Annotated in this window: 18 protein-coding genes; 10 read left to right on the top strand and 8 right to left on the bottom strand. The window is 38.9% G+C overall.

The window, feature by feature from the left end; translation table 11 throughout:
* Window positions 1-20: 20 nt before the first annotated feature.
* Window positions 21-1,244: a phosphoserine phosphatase SerB gene (gene serB / locus J655_RS11175; protein ID WP_005804373.1), complete on the top strand. Its 1,224-nt coding sequence runs from the start codon at window positions 21-23 to the stop codon at window positions 1,242-1,244.
* A 23-nt stretch (window positions 1,245-1,267) separates the two neighbouring features.
* Here the strand turns inward: serB and J655_RS25700 are convergent, their stop codons facing one another.
* On the bottom strand, window positions 1,268-1,540 hold the full coding sequence (locus tag J655_RS25700) for a hypothetical protein (protein ID WP_017481842.1): 273 nt from the start codon (window positions 1,538-1,540) through the stop codon (window positions 1,268-1,270).
* Window positions 1,541-1,653: 113 nt separating this feature from the next.
* Here J655_RS25700 and aciT point away from each other — a divergent pair, with 113 nt between their 5' ends.
* Together aciT and J655_RS11185 are read left to right on the top strand one after the other, a co-directional pair.
* A complete protein-coding gene (aciT, locus tag J655_RS11180; RefSeq protein WP_002119105.1) occupies window positions 1,654-1,989 on the top strand; it encodes a ciprofloxacin tolerance protein AciT in 336 nt (111 codons plus the stop codon).
* A gap of 251 nt (window positions 1,990-2,240) precedes the next feature.
* The gene (locus J655_RS11185; protein ID WP_002119134.1) at window positions 2,241-2,720 is read left to right on the top strand and encodes a hypothetical protein; all 480 of its coding nucleotides are present in this window, start codon (window positions 2,241-2,243) and stop codon (window positions 2,718-2,720) included.
* Window positions 2,721-2,764: 44 nt separating this feature from the next.
* Here the strand turns inward: J655_RS11185 and dtd are convergent, their stop codons facing one another.
* Window positions 2,765-3,208 (bottom strand): D-aminoacyl-tRNA deacylase, encoded by a 444-nt coding sequence (gene dtd / locus J655_RS11190; RefSeq protein ID WP_032005029.1) that lies wholly within the window; start codon window positions 3,206-3,208, stop codon window positions 2,765-2,767.
* Window positions 3,209-3,376: 168 nt separating this feature from the next.
* Here dtd and pncB point away from each other — a divergent pair, with 168 nt between their 5' ends.
* The 5 genes from pncB (at window position 3,377) to J655_RS11215 (ending at window position 8,632) form a co-directional block, all read left to right on the top strand.
* Entirely contained in the window at window positions 3,377-4,591 is a 1,215-nt protein-coding gene (gene pncB, locus J655_RS11195; protein ID WP_017398994.1) for a nicotinate phosphoribosyltransferase, read from the top strand.
* 148 nt (window positions 4,592-4,739) lie between these two features.
* Window positions 4,740-5,588 (top strand): sulfurtransferase, encoded by an 849-nt coding sequence (locus tag J655_RS11200; RefSeq protein ID WP_032052375.1) that lies wholly within the window; start codon window positions 4,740-4,742, stop codon window positions 5,586-5,588.
* The gene (asd, locus tag J655_RS11205; protein ID WP_032006660.1) at window positions 5,585-6,436 is read left to right on the top strand and encodes an archaetidylserine decarboxylase; all 852 of its coding nucleotides are present in this window, start codon (window positions 5,585-5,587) and stop codon (window positions 6,434-6,436) included. Before J655_RS11200 ends, asd begins: the two co-directional genes overlap by 4 nt.
* 425 nt (window positions 6,437-6,861) lie before the next feature.
* A complete protein-coding gene (locus tag J655_RS11210) occupies window positions 6,862-8,082 on the top strand; it encodes an acetamidase/formamidase family protein (protein ID WP_032006661.1) in 1,221 nt (406 codons plus the stop codon).
* Window positions 8,083-8,212: 130 nt separating this feature from the next.
* Window positions 8,213-8,632: a hypothetical protein gene (locus J655_RS11215; RefSeq protein ID WP_032052376.1), complete on the top strand. Its 420-nt coding sequence runs from the start codon at window positions 8,213-8,215 to the stop codon at window positions 8,630-8,632.
* 71 nt (window positions 8,633-8,703) lie between these two features.
* Here J655_RS11215 and J655_RS11220 read toward each other — a convergent pair whose 3' ends face one another.
* Window positions 8,704-9,462: an AcfC family putative adhesin gene (locus J655_RS11220; protein WP_032006663.1), complete on the bottom strand. Its 759-nt coding sequence runs from the start codon at window positions 9,460-9,462 to the stop codon at window positions 8,704-8,706.
* A gap of 241 nt (window positions 9,463-9,703) precedes the next feature.
* Between J655_RS11220 and J655_RS11225 the strand changes: the two genes are divergently transcribed.
* Window positions 9,704-10,900: an alpha/beta fold hydrolase gene (locus J655_RS11225; protein ID WP_032006664.1), complete on the top strand. Its 1,197-nt coding sequence runs from the start codon at window positions 9,704-9,706 to the stop codon at window positions 10,898-10,900.
* Between the two features lie 68 nt (window positions 10,901-10,968).
* Here J655_RS11225 and phoR read toward each other — a convergent pair whose 3' ends face one another.
* From phoR to J655_RS11240, 3 genes are all read right to left on the bottom strand, one after another.
* Window positions 10,969-12,327, bottom strand: a complete 1,359-nt coding sequence (phoR, locus tag J655_RS11230; protein ID WP_002121907.1) for a phosphate regulon sensor histidine kinase PhoR — start codon at window positions 12,325-12,327, stop codon at window positions 10,969-10,971.
* Window positions 12,328-12,336: 9 nt separating this feature from the next.
* On the bottom strand, window positions 12,337-13,047 hold the full coding sequence (phoB, locus tag J655_RS11235) for a phosphate regulon transcriptional regulator PhoB (protein ID WP_000650776.1): 711 nt from the start codon (window positions 13,045-13,047) through the stop codon (window positions 12,337-12,339).
* Window positions 13,048-13,300: 253 nt separating this feature from the next.
* Window positions 13,301-13,972: a TetR/AcrR family transcriptional regulator gene (locus J655_RS11240; protein ID WP_005066712.1), complete on the bottom strand. Its 672-nt coding sequence runs from the start codon at window positions 13,970-13,972 to the stop codon at window positions 13,301-13,303.
* Window positions 13,973-14,182: 210 nt separating this feature from the next.
* Here J655_RS11240 and J655_RS11245 point away from each other — a divergent pair, with 210 nt between their 5' ends.
* Window positions 14,183-15,016: an SDR family NAD(P)-dependent oxidoreductase gene (locus J655_RS11245; RefSeq protein WP_032052377.1), complete on the top strand. Its 834-nt coding sequence runs from the start codon at window positions 14,183-14,185 to the stop codon at window positions 15,014-15,016.
* Between the two features lie 57 nt (window positions 15,017-15,073).
* On the opposite strand, the gene J655_RS11250 is transcribed toward J655_RS11245, so the two are convergent.
* Complete coding sequence (locus J655_RS11250) at window positions 15,074-16,441, bottom strand: MATE family efflux transporter (protein ID WP_019767353.1); 1,368 nt, start codon at window positions 16,439-16,441, stop codon at window positions 15,074-15,076.
* A gap of 106 nt (window positions 16,442-16,547) precedes the next feature.
* On the bottom strand, window positions 16,548-17,702 hold the full coding sequence (locus J655_RS11255) for a pyridoxal phosphate-dependent aminotransferase (RefSeq protein WP_019767354.1): 1,155 nt from the start codon (window positions 17,700-17,702) through the stop codon (window positions 16,548-16,550).
* Between the last annotated feature and the right edge of the window lie 17 nt (window positions 17,703-17,719).

A 17,719-nucleotide genomic window follows, 5' to 3' on the forward strand; every position in this document is an offset into this window, starting at 1 on the left:
ACTCAGACTAGAGTCAATTCATGCGAGAAATCATTCTTATATCCTTTTTAGGACCGGACCAACCAAACCAGTTTACCCGATTAATGCAAGTACTATCCGTACATTCATTGCAAATACTGGATGTAGGTCAGGCTGTTATTCATAATCAACTTACATTAGGCATTGTAGTCGCTTCTGATAATGAAACTGCGACCGCATTGGCAATGAAAGAGATTCTGATTTTAGCACATGATATTGGCTTAACAGTGCGCTTTAAACCAATCACGGGCGCAGAATACGATCAATGGGTAAGTGAAGGTGGTCGGACTCGTTATATCGTCACGGCTTTAGCTCCAGAACTCACTGCGGCACACTTACAAGCAGTTACAAAAATTGTGTCTAGCCAAGGCTTTAACATCGAAACAGTAACGCGTTTATCAGGTCGTGTAGACTTTGAAAAGGATAGTGCATTCCCACGTCGTGCCTGTGTACAGTTTGGTCTAAGTAGCGGCCCAACTTTAGATGCACAAGCCATGCGAGCTGCATGTTTACTTCTTTCAAGCGAATTAAATATCGATGTTGCTGTTCAAGAAGACAACGCTTATCGACGTAATCGCCGTTTGGTGTGTTTCGATATGGACTCAACGTTAATTGAACAAGAAGTGATTGATGAGTTGGCGATTGAAGCAGGGGTAGGCGCACAAGTTGCTGAAATCACTGAAAGAGCGATGCAAGGTGAGCTTGATTTTCAGCAAAGTTTCCGTGCCCGTGTTGCATTATTAAAAGGTCTTGATGCTGCTGTTTTACCTAAAATTGCAGAGCGTTTAACCATTACCGAAGGTGCAGAGCGTCTTATCTCGACTTTAAAAGCACTTGGCTATAAAACGGCAATTTTATCTGGTGGATTCCAGTATTTTGCTGAGTATTTACAAGGCAAACTCGGTATTGATGAAGTTCACGCTAACATTTTAGATGTCCAAGACGGTTTCGTAACAGGCGAAGTGAAAGGTGCGATTGTAGATGGTGCCCGTAAAGCTGAGTTATTACGCGAGCTTGCAAATAAGATGGGGATTTCTCTAGAGCAAGCGATGGCAGTAGGCGATGGTGCAAACGATTTACCGATGCTTGCGATCGCAGGTTTAGGTGTTGCCTATCGTGCAAAACCATTAGTACGCCAAAACGCAAATCAAGCGATTTCAAGTGTTGGTTTAGATGGTGTGCTTTATTTACTCGGTATGCATGATAAAGATTTAAATCGTGCTTAACCTATATGGATAAGCTTTAAGCGCTACTTCAGAGTAGCGCTTTTTTTATGCAGAATAGTCATAAAAACAAGCAAGTTATGACAAAATTTTGCACAGAAAAAAGGCAATAAAAAAATCTGAAAAAAACTTATTTTGATCCTTAAAAACGGCATATTTTTTTGTAATGACACGCCAGAATTGATGCCATATAGGGAATCGAACTTTTTGAATTTTACAAAAATGTAATGACAAAAGAATGTTGCGACAAAGTATGTCGCATTAAGAAAAAACGGGTCTTTTTTTCTAAAAAAAAACATCCATAATGCATCGTAAGCTTCAACACAAATCATGAATTAAAGTTGTTTTTGGAATGAGGTCGGGTATTAAAGACCGAATGTTTTTAGACGTTTTCATTAAGACGGAGGTTTCTATGGTAACAGCGAATTTTGCCGCTATCGCCGGATTCAGCTTAATTGCTGTCGCGCTTGTTGCTGTTTTCTTTTCTCCTTACCGTCGTTGGCTTGGTTTTATGCTTGCAGGGATGTTCTTTTGGGGGCTATTGGAAGTGGTCCGTTTTGGAGTTCAAGTCACTTTTGAAATGCCAGTCACATATAGTTATTTAACTGCATTAAGTCTAGCGATGGTAATGGTTACATTTATTTTGTTACGTGAGGATAAACAAGCACAAAAGGCATTGGCAAATCGCCAATATATAGAACACACGCCAGTATATGAAGATGATCAGCAGCAATGTTCTAGCCGATAATTAAATTGTTATCTAACGGTAAAAAGGTATGCACAGCATGCCTTTTTCATTTACGAAACGTGATTTTTATTATACAAAGCATTTATTAAAAAATAGCCAGTTATGCTACGATAGATGGGTCTGTTGACGTTTCATCTAGATTGCGTTGCCAGCTAAAAAATATCAATTGATGCATAAAACATAGGCAATGGTATGACCTTGCTAAGTTTTGCTCTAAAGTTTTCATAAAAATACAATAGGCGTGAATGTTCATGAAACTTTCTTCCATACCTGTAGTCAAGTTACCTCTTGTTGATGTCAGTACAGACCCATTAGATTTGTTGGTAGCAGGTTTAGTGCTGCGTATGAAGCAGTTGGCGCGTACTAGCCCTAAGTTTATTGAACTGATTCATGACCGTGCATTTCGTATTCAGATCGGTACAGATTTAGGTGTTGCACGTCAGATCATTATTAATAATGGTCAGATTGATACTGTTGCAGGCGCACCTGAAAAAGCTGATTTTATTTTGCAATTTGCAGACAGTGAGCAAGGTGTAAAAACTTTGATCAAAGGTGACCCAACAGCATTTATGACGGGTATGCAAGATGGCAGCATTAAAATGGAAGGTGACTTCAGCTTGTTGGTATGGTTCAACCAGGTTGCTAAGCTCATTCCACCTAAGTTGCCAAAACCAGTAAAAGATAAAGTACGTCAGGCACGTGCTTTTATTAAAGAGAAAACTGGACGTTAATATCCAAATATAAAAAAACTCCCATTTTGGGAGTTTTTTTATGTCTATGCTTCGACTTCTAGATTGAATGTCACTGGACCATCATTAATCAAATGAACTTTCATATCGGCTGCAAAAATTCCAGTTTGAACTTTTTCAAATTGAGAATGCGCATATTCAACCAATTGTTCGTATAACGCTTTTGCGTCGCTAGGTGGCATTGCTGGGCCAAAGTCTGGACGCAGACCTTTTTGTGTTTGTGCCATCAAGGTAAATTGTGACACAAGCAAGATTCCACCATTTGCTTGAGACACGTTCCAGCCCATTTTGCCTTGTTCATCATCAAAAATTCGATATTTCAAAATTTTATCAATAAGCTTTTGACCAATAGCCAAAGTATCATCTCGGCCAATGCCTAAAAACACCAGTAGGCCGTGTTGGATTTCGCCTGTAGTTTCACCGTCTACAACCACTTTGGCTTCAAGAACTCGTTGTATTAAAGCGCGCATAGTTAAAGCAAATTTCTATAATTAATTGAATTAACGTAGTTTAGCAGAATTTAAATTAAATGATTTTTAAAAGGAAATTTCATGGAACTGCAACAATGGTATAAAACCTCGTAATTCATCCATAAAAATATGCTTTAATGCTAAGAAGCAAGCGAATAATCATTGACTATGTCTCCAATTATCCATTCTTTACTAGATACAGACTTGTACAAATTTACGATGCTACAAGTGGTTCTGCATAAATTCCCGCAAACACATAGTGTCTATCATTTTCGTTGCAGAAACTTAGAAGATACAGTCTATCCATTAGTGGATATTTTGGATGACTTAAACGAGCAACTCGACCATTTATGTAATCTCAAATATAAAGAAGACGAGCTACAATATTTAAGAAAATTACGCTTTATTAAAAGCGACTTTGTCGATTACTTAGAATTATTCCAACTCAAACGTCGTTTTATTCAGGCTAGTATTGATGCAGAAGGTCGTTTAGATATTCATATTGAAGGACCGATGGTCCAAGCGATGATGTTCGAGATTTTTGTTCTGGCGATTGTAAACGAGTTGTATTTTAGTCGTATCAAAACAGACCAAGTTTGGGCCGAAGGCGAACGCCGATTACAAGCAAAACTCGATTTGATTCAGCAATATGAAAAATCTCAACAACCAAATGATCCACCGTTTTTAGTTTCTGATTTTGGTACACGTCGTCGTTATAGCTTTGCTTGGCAAAAACATGTCGTAGCGGCATTTCATAAAACTGTACCAAATGTGTTCCGTGGTACAAGTAATGTGTTGCTGGCTAAAGAGCTTAACATTACACCAATCGGGACCATGGCACATGAGTTCCTACAAGCTTTTCAGGCACTTGATGTACGTTTGCGTGATTTCCAAAAAGCTGCTCTGGAAACGTGGGTACAAGAGTACCGTGGAGATTTAGGAATTGCCCTAACCGATGTGGTAGGGATGGATGCTTTCTTACGCGATTTTGACCTGTATTTTGCCAAACTCTTTGATGGTTTACGTCATGACAGTGGCGACCCGTATGAGTGGGGCGATAAGGCGTATGCACATTACCGTAAATTAAAAATTGATACCAAAACCAAAATGCTGACCTTTAGCGATGGCCTTAATTTGCCAAAGGCATGGGAATTGCATCAATACTTTAAAGATCGTTTTCAGGTGAGTTTTGGCATTGGAACTAACCTAACCAACGACATGGGGCAAAAGCCGCTGAATATTGTGTTGAAACTGGTTGAATGTAATGGTCAGTCAGTTGCGAAAATCTCAGATAGTCCGGGTAAAACCATGACTGACAACGATACTTTCTTGGCCTATTTACGTCAGGTTTTTGAAATCGAAGAACTTGAAGAAGCGGTTTAAGTAAAATGTAGTCTCGCTATTTTTTATTTTTAAAAGTGAGAATGCTGATATCTGATTTTCTGCTAAAGCGTAGCAGAAAATCAGAGTTTGTTAGATATATGCTTATGCTAAGATTGAAAATAAGCTGGTATAAAAAGAAACCATGACGATGACACTCCCTGATTTTAAACTCGATTTATTAATAGAAGCAGAAGAATTAGTGCCTTATTTAGGCAATGAATATATTCGCATTATAGATTTGAGCCGTGCATCGGTTTATGAACAACTCCATATTCCACATGCCATTCATTTACAGCCTAAATGGTTAGTGGCTCAGCATGAAGAAGCAACTGGTGTTTTGCCGGATGAAGCGGGTTTACAAGCACTGATTAAAAAATTGAATATTTCACCTAATCATCATGTTGTAGTGTATGACGATGAAGGCGGGGCATGGGCTGGGCGTTTAATCTGGAATTTGCATTGCTTAGGATTTACCCGTACCAGTTTAATTAACGGTGGTATCCATGCATGGTTAGGGGCAGGCTTACCAACCACAGCAGAAGTCGAAAAAGTTTCTCCTGTTGCAGACTTAATTCAAATTGATTTATCACATGCCGCTCAGTTCCGTGTGAACTATGAAGAGTTACGCAAACAAGTTGAACAAGAAAGTGTGCAATTGTGGGATTGCCGTACGAGTGATGAATATAGTGGTGTCCGTTTAGCAGCGCGACGCGGCGGTCACATTCCAAATGCCCTCCATTTTGAATGGAGTACTGCACTTAATCGTCAAAATCATCTAAAATTGCATCCGCTTGAACGCACGCGGCAGCGCCTTGAACAACTTGGGTTCGATTTACAACAACCTGTAGTTGTGTACTGCCAGTCACATCACCGTTCCGGTTTGGCCTATATTCTGGCTAGACTCTTGGGCTGGGAAGCAAAAGCCTATGATGGTGCGTGGAGTGAATGGGGCAATCGCCTCGATAGTCCTATTATTACTGGAGAATCACCGTCGTGAGTTTCACATCTCGATTAAAAAAAGAATTATTTATTAAGGCACAAAACCTTGTACCACAGCATCAATTGAGCCGTGTGGTAGGTAAAGTTGCTGCGAGTGAAAATCCAGTTGTGAAAAACGCTGTTATTCATGCGTTTAAAGCTAAATATGGGATTGATTTATCGATTGCTGAACAAGGCAATGCACTGAAATATAAATCTTTTAATGACTTTTTTACCCGTGCATTAAAAGAGGGTGTACGTCTGATTGATGAAAATACAGATAGCATTGTCTCACCAGCGGACGGCGCAATTTCCCAAATTGGTAAAATTACTGCGGGTGAAGTCTTTCAAGCAAAAGGTCAAAGTTTCTCTGTAGAGAAACTCATTGGCGATCCACAACTTGCTCAACCATTCCAAGACGGTGAGTTCGCGACAGTTTATTTATCACCGCGTGATTACCATCGTGTTCATATGCCGTTTGCCGGGACATTAACAGAAACGTTATACGTGCCAGGCGAGCTATTTTCAGTAAATCAGGTCACTGCTGAAAATGTACCGGGATTATTTGCTCGTAATGAACGCATGGTGTGTTTGTTCGATACTGAACTTGGCCGTATGGCTGTTGTTCTAGTAGGTGCGATGATTGTTGCTGGTATTGAAACTGTGGCAACAGGCAAGGTAAAACCTTCAGGCCGTATCGAATTACAACATCATCAGTTAAAGCTAGAGAAAGGTGCTGAGCTTGGACGTTTTTATTTAGGTTCTACAGCTGTTATTTTATTTGAAAAAGATAAGATCGAATGGGAACAACGTTTTAAAGCTGAGTCTGTAGTTGTAATGGGCGAGCGCATGGGACATACCGTTTAGTCCGTTATATAGCTCCCTAAAAACAAGTAAACCCTGACTTTAATTATTCAGGGTTTTTTTGATTTAAATTATATAAACCTAAAATATATAATTATGTTTGGATTTATATTATATGGAAATATAATTATTATTAAGTGATCTAAATGAGTACGTTATATAAGCTAGTCTATAAATATGTATCTGAAGAGAGCAAAAATATTAATATGATTAAAAATTAATAAATAAAAATAGAATGAAATACTTAAGTTAGACTTAAGTCGAGGTTTTAATTTCATTTGAAGATAAGTTATTAAATCTAAAAAATTATTTATTTTTTTATAAGCAAGAAATGCTTTTTAGATATTACACAACTTTAGCCTTGGCACAATGCTTGCTACTTGTTCAGGACTTTACTGTAACTTTCATATTTTTTAGGTTCTGAAATCATGTTAAAAGTTAAACGCCTGACAGCTTCGGTTTTATCTGTACTTTGTATTTCACTCACCCATGCCAATGATTTTAAAGTTTTAAATCAAATTTCAAAACAACCTACTCAACTTCAAAATGGAGAATATAAAGGTAATTATTACGTTCCATCTACTTTAAATACCATTACATGGGGCTATTTACCAAATCGAGATGCTAAACCCGTGCTTACTGTTCCGTCGGGTAGTGTTGTGACATTTGATACGGTTTCTCATGAAGGTTTGCTTGAAGACCAAGGGCGTAATGCTGAAAAGTTCTTTCAATCGAAAGGTGTCAAATCTAATGAAATCTTGGAAGATGCAAAAATAATTACGCAGTCAAATTTAAAGCATGATTTTCATAAAGATGGGCCGCATATTGTGACAGGCCCTGTTGCAATTGAAGGTGCACAGCCCGGTGATATTCTGAAAGTTGAAGTACTTAAAGTTGAGCCACGTGTTCCTTACGGTGTGATTTCAAATCGACATGGTAAAGGTGCTTTAGTAGGGGAGTTTCCTAAAAAAGCAAAGCAAGAAAATGCATCGGCTGAGCATCCTGAACGTTATGGAAATGTATCGATTTTCACCCCAATCGAAAAAAATGCTAAAGGTGAATACGAAGGTGTATTAAAAACAGAATCTGGTAAATCAATACGTTTTCCGCTCTATCCTTTTATGGGAATTATGGGGGTAGCAGCCAATACGTCTGAGCCTGTTCACTCTGTACCACCTGCAATGTATGGCGGAAATATTGATATTAATGAACTAGGTGCAGGTTCAACCGCGTATTATCCTGTTCAAGTCAAAGGTGCATTATTCTATACGGGTGATAGCCATTTCGCGCAAGGCGATGGGGAAGTGGCATTAACGGCACTAGAAGCTTCAGCCCGCGCCACGCTGAAATTTACCTTACTCAAAGCAGGTAAGGACAAAATACCGGGCAAAGATTTAAAACAACCTTTAGCTGAAAATGCTGAATTTTGGATTACACCGGGTCTAGATGAAGATCTTGATGAAGCGATGAAGAAATCTACACGTGAAGCCATTCGTTTCTTAAACCAAGAATACGGTATTGATGAAGCGACAGCGTATGCCTATTTAAGTGCCGCGACTGATTTTGAAGTTTCACAAGTGGTAGATAAAACCAAAGGTATTCATGCAAAAATCAGAAAAGCTGATTTTAAAGAGTTTGAGAGTAAATAATTGAGATGACCTAAGCTTGGTATTTAAAATATTAAATACCAAGTTAATTTTATTTTAACTATTTATAAGTTTTATATATTTTATAATTAAGTATAATAAATCTCACATATATTGATTAGTATAAAATCTAATGCAATCACTTCCTAACGTTCTACTATATTTGGCTGCACTATTAACATTCTGTGCCGCATTACTTCATTTTATTTGTGTGTTTTGGGGAGCAAATGGTTTTCGGTTTTTAGGGGCTGGTAAAAGTATTGTCCAGATGGTTGAAAGAGGACACTGGTATCCTAATTTTACAGCTATAAGTGTAGGATTAATTCTAACAGTATGTGCTACATATGCCTTCTTTGCAGCAAAGGGAATACAGATATTACCTTTTACCAAAATTATTTTGTCGCTTGTTGCAGCGGTTTTTCTTATCCGTGGTTTTGCTTTTCCATGGTTAAAGTCAAAATTTGTTGGTAATAGTGATTTATTTTGGTATGTCAGCTCAGCTTTTTGTCTAATGCTGGGAAGTTTATATGCTGTAGGCGTATATTTAATTTGAAACGAATATATTCTAGGTGAACTAGAGTGAATAATTTTAAAAAATAAAAGGGAGCTTGGCTCCCTTTTTAATTATTTAGTCCAACCATATTTTTTGAAAATAGTATTGCCTTGTTGTAAAGATAGAAACTCTACAAAACGTTTAGCCTCGGCATCTTTTAAACTATGTTTAGTCAAGGCTACACCTGTGTCGCGATAGACAACTAGCTCTGGTTCGATAGGAATAACTTGTCCAACATCTGGGTTACTGATTCCCCAAATATTAAAGACTAACCAAGCATCATAGCTGCTATTTTCTTCCCATTTTTTCTTGGCAATACCTGTGTTGGCTGCATAGGTGGCAATATTTTTTCGAAAAGCTTTTGTTAATTGAATATTTCCGGTTCTGCCAGCGATATCTTCCCACATACCGACTTGACCTGCACCATGTGTAACTAAAACCTTAATGCCAGATTTAGCGAGGTCTTTAAATCCTTTAATATTTTTAGGATTTCCTTTTCTCACTAAAATCGCTGCGGGGCGTAAATATAAAGGTTCTACCGAGTCTTTTATAATTTGCTCAGAAAATGTATTTTCGAAATCAGACATCATGGCTTCGGAACCACTATAGATAATATCTGCATCTAGTTTTGCCTTTTCAGACCATTGAGTAGTAGGACCAGAAGTCACATGAACGGCTATTCCTGTCTTATTGGTGAATTGTTTGGCGGCTTCTTTCATAGCGGGTGCTGGCCCACCCGGACCATATACTTGTACATCTGCAAAACTATGGATAGATAGAGAACCGAGAATAAGAAAAATCAGGTAGGGTATAAATTTTTGTTTTGGCATTTTAATCGCTGTCGTAATTAAGAAAATATCAGCATATATTTTTTATTATTAAAATTGGATTAATTTTTACAACGATATTTATAATACATATTCTTTAAAATATATTTAATGAGATTTTAAGAGACTATATAAATGTAAATTATTTTAAGTTGAATATAAATATAGAAGATTCTATGGTAATTTATATTTTATAAATTAATTATTTAATTAGATGTAATTTAAATAATAGAGGAGTAATCCCTTGATTAGAAAAAGTAATTCTTTTTTAAAAATTTTATTTAGCAGTATTTGTTTGGCATCTGGTTCTGCTATGGCTGCTCCAATTACAGATTTGGGTAAGCAAATTGTGAGCGAAAAACCGGGTTCAATATTGTCGCTAGAACAGGAAGCTGTGACGGATTTGTTTCCTCATGCAGATCAGCGTTTGTTGGTCAATTATCGTAGTCGAGGTATTCAGGGCGAACCTATTGTTGCATCGGCTTTTATTTTATTACCAAAAGGAACGCCACCAAAGAATGGCTGGCCGATACTTGCTTGGGCGCATGGTACTACTGGAGTTGCTGATACTTGTGCACCTTCGGGCGACTATGTGGGTGGGCCAGTTCACTCATACCAAGAAGTTGCTTCCAAAGCTTTAGATGGTTGGCTTGCACGTGGCTATGCAGTTGTTGCACCTGATTATCAAGGTTTAGGTACATTAGGCGCACATCCCTATATGAATGCAAAGAGCCAACTGCATACAGTGGTTGATGCAGTGCGTGCATTACATATGCTTAAGCCCAAGAGCTTTAATAAACAGTGGTTGGTGATGGGGCATAGTCAAGGCGGGGCTGCAGCAATTGCAGTGTCTGCCTATGGTCAAAAAGATGCTCCCGAATTAGATTTAAAAGGGGCAATCGCTCTTGCGCCAGGCGGCTATCAATATGAGGGCATTGCAGAATATGTGAAAACTAATCCGAACCCAGAACCTAGTGTGGCAGCATTTTTCCCGATTGTATTATTGGGAGCACAAGCAGCCGAACCAAGCATTGTTCCTGAAAACTTAGTCAGTCCAGAAATGAATGCGGTGCTAACGCAAGCGCGCAGTCGTTGTTTATCTGAACTTCAATCTGATTTGAAGAAGTCTCCTTCTAGCATATTTCGCCATAATGCAGATTTAAAACCTCTTTTGGCTTATTTAAAACAGCAGTCTATTGAAAATATGGTGCCGACTGTGCCGTTAATGATTGTTCAAGGCTCTAAAGATCATTTAGTCGACCCTAGAGGGACATCTGCTTATTATCAGCAGCTATGTAAATTAAAAAAACCAACTATTTATCAAACGATTGATGATGGTGATCACCGTGATGCATTACGCCAGAGCAATACTTTTGCCACTAGTTTTTTAAACGTAATAGAGAAAAATCAGACAAAATCGTATTGCTCGAATTCTAAGTAAATTGGTTTAAATAATACAAAAAAGCCGACTTTTCATGAGTCGGCTTTTTGAATGTGAGAGGGGCAAATTTAGGTCATGTTATATAGTCTTTCTTTTGGAAAAACTGCGGTAAATGTTGATCCTTCGTTTTCTTTAGACTGCACATCTAAATAAGCGCCGTGTTGCATCAGCACGTGTTTTACAATTGCCAAGCCTAAACCTGTTCCACCTGTTTGACGACTACGGTCGCTATCAACACGATAGAAGCGTTCAGTCAGTCGTGGCAAATGTTTAGGGTTAATTCCGATGCCTGTGTCTTGCACACTAAAGTATGCATGTTCACCATCATCATGCCAACCAATCGTAATGGTTCCACCTTTTGGCGTGTACTTGATGGCATTGGTAATTAAATTACTAAATGCGCTGGCAATTTCCATGTCGGAACCAATCAGGTCACAGTGGCTATCAATATGTAAATTGAGCGTGTGTCCATAATCGGCATTGTAGGCCTGAGCATCATCAAACAATTGATTCATTAAACTCGGCATTTCAATAATCTGGTTTTTTGCAATTTTCTTATTATTTTCTAAATTTGATAACAGTAGTAAATCATTGACCAACGCATTCATACGTTTGGTTTGTGATTGCATCTGGTCAAATGCACGTTTCCAGCGTGGGCTAATATCTTCCTGATCGGTAAAGGTTTCGATATAACCACTGAGCACGGTTAATGGGGTACGAAGCTCATGCGAAATATTATCGACAAAGTCTTTACGCATTTGCTCAAGGTTGTGCATACGAGTCACATCGTAAGCCACCAATAAACGACTTTCTCCACCAAATCTTGTGAGTTTAACCTGCACATAACGGTCATCATCAAAATTTGAGTGAAGCTTAATTCCATCAGGTGCCTGATCAATATTGTTAAAATATTCAATAAAGGTTGGCTGACGTAAAATCGTTAATAAGTTGCGGCCACGGTCGAGAGGACTGATTCCTAACAAACGTTCCGCAGCAGGGTTCCACCACTCGATTTGATGTTGGTCATCAATGAGTACAACCGCTTCAGCAAGAGCAACTAATGAAGACTGAGCCCGGTCAATTAAACCGACCATTTCGGCCTGAACTATTCGTTCCTGACGCTGAGCACGGTAAACATTAAATAACAATGCCCCCCAAATCCCGTTAAGGTTTGGAGGAACGTCATAAGGTTTATTGGCAATCCAGTCATTGACCAGATATAAAGAACGCAACTGGAGTGTAAAAAACACCACGAAGGCGATAAAAATACAGCTCCAGAAATACCCAATACCGAAACCGACTAAACCGGCAATAATTAGAAAAAATAATAAAAGCCGTAAATCTTGTTTGGCAAACGTCCATAAACTACTGTAGCGAGAAAGCTTTTGTTCACGTACCTGTTCAGGGACGGGGTAGGGTTCATACATAAATCTTGGTTAACCTGCGGCTAAATCTGCACGTGTTGAGAAACGGTAGCCAGTTCCACGTACAGTCTGAACAAATCGGTCAACACCAAAAGGTTCTAGCACTTTACGCAAACGACGGATATGCACATCGATAGTGCGGTCTTCAATATATACATTACCGCCCCACACCTGATCGAGCAACTGGGCACGCGTATATGCACGTTCTGGATGGGTCATAAAAAACGCAAGTAAGCGATATTCAGTTGGGCCCATATCTAAAATACTGTTACCAAAGCTAACACGTTGGCTTACAGGATCAAGAATTAAACCATTGGCATCAATTGTTTTTTCACCACTTAATGCATTCGCGCGGCGCAGAACTGCCTTAATACGTGAAACCAGTTCACGTGTTGAAAAAGGCTTCGTCATGTAATCATCTGCACCCGCATCAAGACCTTGTACTTTATGGTCTTCTTCTCCGCGAGCGGTCAGCATAATTACTGGAATTTCTGCTAAATTCTCATCGCGTTTTAAGCGGCGACATAAATCGACACCACTTACGCCTCCAGGTAACATCCAATCAAGCAAGATAAGCGCCGGACGTTGGTCGACGATAATTTGATGAGCTTGTTTGGCATCTTCTGCCTGTAAACACTGAAAGCCTGCCATGTCCAAAGAAGTATGGATCATTTCACGAATAGGAAGCTCATCATCGACAATTAAAATATAGTCATCTTTCACAACGCAATATCCTATAGATTTAACGGTGAACCGTTTTGTAGTTATGACAGGCTTATTACAAAGATTAATTATGACAATTTCATTGCAGAAAAGTCTATAAAAATGAATTTAGCAATAATTTGTGACAAAACTAAGGCAAAGGTATGACCAAATTATGACATCTCGGCCTCAAACTTTCTAAAATCATTCAATAGGTTATCACCTTAATTGCTTAGCTATTTTTCACATTTTTAGCTGTCAAAAAACTTTAATATTATTTTGAAACTTGAGCTAATAAAGATAAAAAAACGATACGGCATGCAGTTAAAACCTGCTCAAGAGACTGCTCAAACCCGCCCATCACCCATCGAATCGCAATTTGAGTGACATATCCATTCAAACCAGTTGCGATTAAAGAAAGCTCATTTTCGTGGTGTTGAATTTGCGGCATGGTCAGCATAACAAAGGCTTGAATCATGCGATCAAATTGCGCAAGTGTTTCTTGAATGGTGGCCTGATTATGTAATTCTTGTACCAAGACTGCGTCGACATAGACAATACGAGCTAATCTCGGGTCATCTTTTAATGTCGTCAGCAGTGCTTTTAAACCTGCATCAACCATTTTTTCTGGATCGGGGGCAGCTTTAATCACGGCTTGCATCAGATTTTGCTGTAATTCTTCAATCATTTTTAAAAAGATGGTTTGAAATAAATCTTCACTCTTTTTAAATGATTCATAAAAATAACGTTCGGTGAGTTTTGCCTCTTGGCAGACATCTTTTACCGTCACTGAAAAAAAACCAAGGGTTCCGTAGGTTGCAATACCCGCTTCAATCAGCTTTTCACGGCGTGCCTCTTTACGTTCAGATAGAGATAACCCTTTGAACTGACGTTCTTTACTCACACTTTTTGTTTTCTTTTTACTGGTTGAGTCGTTAGTCGCCATAAATAAATTGTTTCCTGAAGAATGGTTTCCTAATTTATAGGTTTTAGCCAAATATGCTCACTATGATAAAGCCCTCAGCAGAATTGTGCCATTCTATCTGAAATTACAGTGTACTATATTGACAATGTGTATTGTCAAAATTATATTGAAGGTGTCTAAAGTGCACATGCAATGAACCGATTGTGCAAATCGAAAAACAAAGGATGGACAATGAAAAATTTTAAAAACAAAGTCGCTGCAATTACGGGCGCGGGTTCTGGCATTGGGCAACAGTTAGCAATTCTTTTGGCAAAACAGGGCTGCCATCTTTCGTTAAGTGATATTAATGAAAAAGGATTACAACAAACTGTCGAGCTTTTAAAGCCGTACAGCAATATTACTGTTACTACCAAAAAGCTTGATGTGTCTGACCGTGAAGCGGTAAAGCAGTGGGCGCAAGAAACAGTACAAGATCACGGCTCTGTTAACCTAATTTTTAACAATGCTGGTGTTGCGTTAGGTTCGACTGTCGAAGGCGCGACCTACGAAGATTTAGAGTGGATTGTTGGGATTAACTTCTGGGGTGTCGTATACGGGACTAAAGAATTTTTACCGTTCATTAAGCAAACTCAAGATGGGCACATTATTAACATCTCGAGCTTATTTGGTCTGACTGCTCAACCGACTCAATCTGGTTATAACGCAACTAAATTTGCTGTACGTGGCTTTACCGAATCGTTACGCCAAGAGTTGGATATTGAAAAAAGTGGCGTGAGTTCTTTGTGCGTACATCCGGGGGGAATTCGCACCAATATTGCTAAAGCTGCAAAAATGAGTGATAGCTTGAGTACTTTAGGTATGGACCCAGCTAAATCGATTCAAAACTTTGATAAGTTCTTACGTACCCCACCAGAAGAAGCGGCTCCTCAAATTTTGGATGCCGTTTTTAAAAATAAAAGCCGCTTATTGATTGGGAGTGATGCAAAATTTCTTTATGCCTTGCAGCGTTTGTTCCCAACAGGATATCAACGCGCTTCAACCGTTGTGACCAAATGGATGAAATAAGATTTAAATTAAAAAAAGCCATCAAATGATGGCTTTTTTTATATGGCTTGGATAGTTCTAGATAAGAACTTTGATCGTCTTTTTCTTCCAAATAAATTGATAATACAAGCCTTGAATAATACATAGACTGACAAATGCCAAGGCATAGGCAACCCAAATACCTTTAAGTCCCCACATTGAGCTAAACCAGTAAGCGCATGGAATTTCAATAAATAAAATGGCAGAGATGTTAATCAGCATTGGAACAGTCACGGTACCGCTCGCACGCATGATAGATGCAAAAATGGCACCTGCGCCAAAGAATAAAATCGCCCAAAGTACAATAAATAAAAGCTGTTGACCTAACACCACCACAGTTGGGTCGGTAATAAACAAAGCCATTAAATATTTTGAAAATAGATAACCAAGTGCAATTAAGGCACCTGTAAATAAAAAGTTCATTCCCAAAGCCGTGCGGGTTACTCGCGCTAATAGATCTGATTTACCCGCACCAATCGCTTGCGCTGCAAAAATTGAGGCTGCGATGGAGATCGAAATCGCTGGAAACTGAATGTAGTTGAGCACCTGATTCACTGCACCATAAGCTGCTGTAGCATGTGAACCATAATGGTTAACCAACCCAACAATAACTAACCCCGCCATTGAGGTGGTAATCATTTGAATACCCGTTGGGACGCCTAAGCGTAAAATGATTTTGCTTAGTTCTGGATTATGACGGATATGTTGCAGAAGCTGACGATTCGGCCGAAGTGAATGATTTTTCTTGTTAAGATAAATCGCGAGAAAAATTAATATTGCGATATAACTAATAATTGATGCTATAGCAGGAGCAATAATCCCTAGGGCAGGAAAGCCAAAATAACCTTTGAGAAGAATTGGTGTAATAATTATACCGATGACACTGGTTAAAGCGAGGGCCAGTAAAGGGGTTGTACTGTCTCCCACACCACGTAAAATTGAGGTATAGATAATATAAACGAACAGAAGAGGGCTACCCGCCAACATCCATTGAACATAAGGCAAAGCAAGATGCATGACCTTTGGGTCGGTACCTAAAAGCTCCAAAATATCATGGGCGAAAAACACACCGATAATCGCGGTAATAATTCCACCAATGATGGTCATAAACAGGGTAGAACCGACCACACTTTGGACTTTCTCTATATTTTGCGCACCCCATGCTTGTCCTACTAAAACAGTCGTACCTGTTGAAATTCCGATAATAAAAGCGAGGAGCAAAAATAAGATAGGGAAATATACAGAAACTGCCGCAATCGCATCAACTCCCATCATTTGACCAACAAAGATGGTGTTAATAGTTCCCGACAAGTTCTGCAAAATATTGGTTGCAATCAAGGGTAGCAAGAAAACAAAAAATGTTTTCCATAGATTTTGCTGTTGAATTAAGGACTGTCTTGGTGGCATGTGTTCTCCATCGCCCATCTCTTTGATGAGCGGGGCGGATATTCAACTTAGCATAGTTGGAGCGAATGAGTTGTAGTATTTTTACAGCGCTAAGTGGCTAAATTTATTAACATTGATTCAAAATTTCTCCTGCTTTTTTCAGAGTCTCATCATTTTTAGCAAAGCAGAATCGAATCAAGCGTAAAGACTCAGGCGCTTGCTGATAGAAAACCGAAACTGGAATAGCCACAATCTTATGTTGTTCGGCAAGAAACTGGCACATTTCTACATCGTTTAAGTCGGGACGAATTTGACTGTAATCGAGGTTTTGGAAATAAGTACCTTGAGAAGGTTTAAGTAAAAAACGACTATTGTGAATTGCCTGATTAAATCGATCTCTTTTCGTTTGGTAAAACTGCGAAAGCTCTTGAATATGTTCTGGATGTTGCTCCATATATTGTGCTAGCGCAATCTGACAAGGAGTCGTACCACAGAAATTCGCATATTGATAAATCTGGCGGAATAAACGCATCAGCTCAGGTGAAGCGACGCAATAACCTGTTTTCCAGCCTGTCACATGAAAGGTTTTTCCAAAAGAACCAATTACAAAACTACGCTCTCTGAGCTCTGGAAAATGCAATGCACTAAAGTGTTGTTGACCATCAAAAACTAAGTGTTCATAGACTTCATCGGATAAAACCAAAATATTTTTATCTTGAATCAGTTCAATGAGTTCTAACCAGTCTTGTTTATCCCAGATCGTACCTGTTGGATTATGGGGAGTATTCACCACAATCATACGGGTTTTGTCATTAATCAAATCTTTAACCTGTTGCCAGTTCACTTTAAAGTCAGGTGCTTGCAGGGGAATATGAACCGCTTTGCCGCCTGCTAATTCTACAGAAGGGCCATAGCTATCATAACTTGGATCAAAAATAATGACTTCATCACCTGCATTGATGCAGGCTTGTATGGCACAAAAAATTGCTATGGTTGCGCCGGGAGTAATCGTGATTTGAGTAACAGGATCAAGTTGAATTTGATCACGCTGCTGAAATTGTAAAGCGAGTTGCTCCCGTAAACCGAGAATACCATCGCCAGGTGGGTACTGATTATGGCCAGCTAAAGTCGCTTGAGATAAGGCTTCAAGTAAGGCTTGTGGCGCCGGAAAATCTGGAAAGCCTTGTGACAGGTTGAGTGCACCTAGACGATGTGCCAGTGCCGTCATGGTACTAAAAATAGTCACGCCTTGAGTGGCCAATTTTGACTGTAGCTGAAGCATATTGTTCTCTTATTAAA

It is taken from the genome of Acinetobacter sp. 1294243, assembly GCF_000588015.1.
GTDB classification, from domain to species: domain Bacteria; phylum Pseudomonadota; class Gammaproteobacteria; order Pseudomonadales; family Moraxellaceae; genus Acinetobacter; species Acinetobacter pittii.